Source organism: Betaproteobacteria bacterium (assembly GCA_016791345.1).
Taxonomy (GTDB): Bacteria; Pseudomonadota; Gammaproteobacteria; order Burkholderiales; family JAEUMW01; genus JAEUMW01.
Genome location: JAEUMW010000302.1, coordinates 1 through 2,886 on the forward strand (window position 1 = coordinate 1; position 2,886 = coordinate 2,886).

General features: G+C 67.4%; 3 protein-coding genes and 1 pseudogene. 3 read left to right on the forward strand and 1 reads right to left on the reverse strand.

Translation table 11 applies throughout. From position 1 onward, the window contains the following. The 3 genes and pseudogenes from JNK68_12060 to JNK68_12070 form a co-directional block, all read left to right on the forward strand. Positions 1-232: membrane integrity-associated transporter subunit PqiC (locus JNK68_12060; protein ID MBL8541089.1), on the forward strand; the 232-nt coding region annotated here is incomplete at its 5' end. 959 nt (positions 233-1,191) lie between these two features. After that, positions 1,192-2,055 carry a sensor histidine kinase gene (locus tag JNK68_12065; GenBank protein MBL8541090.1) on the forward strand — a complete coding sequence of 288 codons (864 nt, stop codon included), beginning with the start codon at positions 1,192-1,194 and terminating at the stop codon, positions 2,053-2,055. Continuing rightward, a pseudogene (locus JNK68_12070) lies at positions 2,052-2,690 on the forward strand (response regulator transcription factor). Before JNK68_12065 ends, JNK68_12070 begins: the two are co-directional and overlap by 4 nt. Positions 2,691-2,753: 63 nt before the next feature. On the opposite strand, the gene JNK68_12075 reads toward JNK68_12070, so the two are convergent. Then, on the reverse strand, positions 2,754-2,886 hold a 133-nt coding region (locus JNK68_12075), incomplete at its 5' end, for a DUF2283 domain-containing protein (GenBank protein ID MBL8541091.1).

Genomic DNA, 2,886 nt, shown 5'->3' on the forward strand with positions numbered 1-2,886 from the left:
GATCGGCGTGCAGCGCTTCGAGTCCACCCCGGGGCAGGCGGTGCTGCTCGATGCGGTGTGGAGCGTGCGGCGCACGCGCGACGGGGTGAGCCAGAGCGGGCGCACGACCCTCACCGAACCCAGCCCAGACCCCGGCTACGAGCTACTGGCCGCCGCTCACTCCAAAGCACTCGCCCAACTCGGCCACGACATCGCTCAAGCCGTCCGCGCACTGACTGTGTCGCAGCAGTGAGTTTGCGCGCTACGCCCAGGATCGCGCCTCGTAGGTCAGATTGAGCCCGATGCGCGATCCGCCGCCTCCGATCTGGTTCAGGCATGTACTTCTGTTGCTGGCGTTCGTCGCCCTCGGCGTGGAAGCAGCGTCGCCCCGGCACATCCTGATCCTCCACTCTTTCGGGCGTGATTTCGCGCCCTTCAACGTCGTCGCACCTGCTTTCCGAAGCGAGCTCGCGACGCTCACGCCGGAGCGCATCGTCTTTCACGAAGCCTCTCTCGATGTCGAACGATTGAGGACGTCCGAGGACGAGCGTCCGTTCGTCGAGTTCCTTCGGGCTCGCTATGAGGCCTCCCCACCAGAGCTGGTGGTCGCGATCGGTGCGCCTGCGGCGCGCTTCTATTTGCGGCATCGGCAATCTCTCTATCCGGATGCAGTGCTGCTCCTCGTGGGCGCGGACCAGCGTGTCGCGCAGGAGATCCGTCTCGGCGCGAGAGACCGCGTGGCCGCGGTGAATGCCGACTTCCCACTGATTGCCGAGAACATGCTCCAACTCCTGCCCGACACGACGATGCTTGCCGTCATCATGGGTTCCTCGGCATTCGAACAGTTCTGGCTGAAAGAGCTGCAGCGGGACCTGGCACCGCTTGCCGATCGCATCCGGCTGGTCTGGTTGAGCGATCTGACGCTAGAGCACCTGGGCCAGCGCGTGGCCGCGCTGCCACCCCGCTCGGCGGTGCTCTACGGGATGTTCACGGTGGGTGCGGACGGCGTGCCGCATGAGAGCGGGCAGGCACTCGCGGTCGTGCGTGCCGCGTCGAGTGCTCCGGTGTTCGGCGCCTTCGAGAGCCAGCTCGGCGATGGTATCGTCGGGGGGGCCGTTTATTGCCATGCGGGAAACGGGGGTGGTCGCCGCTCAGCTCGCCCATCGCATCCTTGCTGGCGATCCACCGGCGGACAGGATGGTCCTGGAGGAGATGACCAGACCGGTCTACGATTGGCGCGCGCTCGCGCGCTGGGGCATTCCGGAGTCACGGCTTCCAGAACGAAGCGAGGTGCGCTTCCGTCCGCCCTCGCTGTGGGAGCAGCACAAGCTAGTGATTCTGTCCACGGTTGGCATTGTCCTGCTCCAGGCCGCGCTGATTGCCGGCTTGCTCGTCCAGCGTGCTCGAGCCCGGCGGGCGGAAAGCAAGTCTGCCGCACTGGCAGGCCATCTGCTCACGGCGCACGAGGACGAGCGGCGACGCCTGGCCCGCGAGCTGCACGACGACATGACGCAGCGGCTTGCCCGGCTCGCGATCGACGCCGCCCGCATCGAACGCGGCGCGAGTGTCGCACCGGCCGAGGGGATTGCGCGTTCGCTGCGCGAGGAGCTGGTGCGTCTCTCCGAGGACGTGCACGCCCTGTCGTACCGGCTACATCCCTCGGTGCTCGACGAGCTCGGCCTCGCGGCGGCGCTGCAGGCCGAGTGCGACCGGCTGTCCCGTCAGGCGTCGATCGCCGTGGAGGTCGACGTGCGTGACCTCCCGCAGCCGCTGCCCCGTGAGCCGGCGCTCTGCCTGTTTCGCGTGGCCCAGGAAGCGCTGCGCAACATCGCCCGTCACGCCCAGGCGCATGCGGCCGTCGTGTCGCTCGCGGCCTTCGACGGCGGGCTGCAGCTCGCCGTGCGCGACGATGGGCGCGGCTTCGACGCGGCGCGCAGCAATGAACGTCCGAGCCTCGGTCAGATGAGTATGCGCGAGCGCGTCCGCTTGCTGGGCGGCAAGCTCGACATCGAAAGCGCCCCCGGCCACGGCACCACCGTGGTGGCGTGGGTGCCGCTGCGGAGCGCGGCGACGTGAATCGCCCGCGGGTGCTGCTCGCCGATGATCACCGGCTCGTCGCCGAGGCGCTGAAGGCTCTTCTCGCCGAGGAGTTCGACCTGGTGGGCGTCGTGGAAGATGGCCGCGCCATGGTGGCGGCCGCGCGGACGTTGCGGCCCGACGTGATCGTTGCCGACATCACCATGTCGCATTTGAACGGCATCCACGCGCTCGTAGAGTTGAAGCGCGACAATCCGGACGTGCGCGTGGTTTTCCTCACCATGCACCGCGACGCTACCTACGCGCGGCGCGCACTGGATGCGGGCGCTTTGGGCTTCGTGCTGAAGCACTCGGCGCCGGCGGAACTGACACTGGCCGTGTAGGCGGCGTTGCAAGGGCGCGCGTTCATCACACCCGTCCTCGCGGGCGAGGTTCTCGAGTCGATCAAGCGCCAACCGGAACGCGCGGCCGACCCCATCGCGTCGCTCACACTGCGCCAGCGCGAGATCCTTCAGTTGCTCGCGGAAGGCAGGTCGGCGAAGGAGATCGCGACCGCGCTCGACATCTCCGCGCGGACCGTGGAGTTCCACAAGTACCGCATGATGGAGTCGCTCGGGGTGAAGAGCAACGCGGAGCTGGTCCACTTCGCCATCAAGCACGGGCTTGTGCCGTAGTTTTTCGAGCCGTGACCTCACAAGATCTCTGCGCGGGTCACGGGCGCCGGGTCACGGCACTTCTCACAACCCTTCCGTCTGAACCGTCACTTTGCTCGGTTCTTCGACTCGCCTCGAGGCGTCGAGGACTTCGATCGATACGATGTTGCCGGCTGCGTCGTAGTCGAGAATCACTCCCGGCTTGTCCTCGTCGCTC